The sequence below is a fragment of the Corallococcus sp. AB038B genome (assembly GCF_003668955.1).
GTDB classification, from domain to species: domain Bacteria; phylum Myxococcota; class Myxococcia; order Myxococcales; family Myxococcaceae; genus Corallococcus; species Corallococcus exiguus.
This window is the reverse complement of the sequence record NZ_RAWO01000382.1, coordinates 1-387: the sequence shown is the minus strand read 5'-3', so window position 1 is coordinate 387 and position 387 is coordinate 1. Positions and strand designations below refer to the sequence as shown.

The 387-nt window shown below is 73.4% G+C and carries 1 protein-coding gene; it reads left to right on the top strand.

Going from position 1 to position 387, the window contains the following annotated elements; genetic code table 11:
* Positions 1 to 387, top strand: a 387-nt coding sequence (locus D7Y04_RS46675; protein ID WP_121763099.1) for a hypothetical protein, incomplete at both ends; no start/stop codon positions are given.

Sequence of the window (387 nt, the reverse complement as noted above, 5' to 3'; positions counted from 1 at the left end):
GCTGACGAGCAAGCGCTCGGGCTCCGGGTACACGCGGCTGAAGGCCGACGTGGCGCTGGAGAGCCTCGGGCAGCTCCAGGCGGCAATGGTGGAGCAGGCGCGGCAGTCTCCGGGACTGACGGCGCTGTGGGTGGGCGTGACGCTGGCCGCGGTGGTGGTGCTGGTGGCGCGACGCCGCCAGTGGACGGTGCCCGGGTCTCCGAGGTGGGGGCTGTACGCCGTCTGCCTCTTCGGGGTGCTGGCGCTGGGGACGAGCGTGGGCGCGGTGGTGCTGACGGGCCTCTTCGGAGACCTGATGGGCATCCGCTACCTCCTGCTGCCCATCCTGTTCCCGTTCCTCGGCCTGGCCTGCGCGGCCGGGCTCGTGCCGCGCGAGACGTGGCAGCG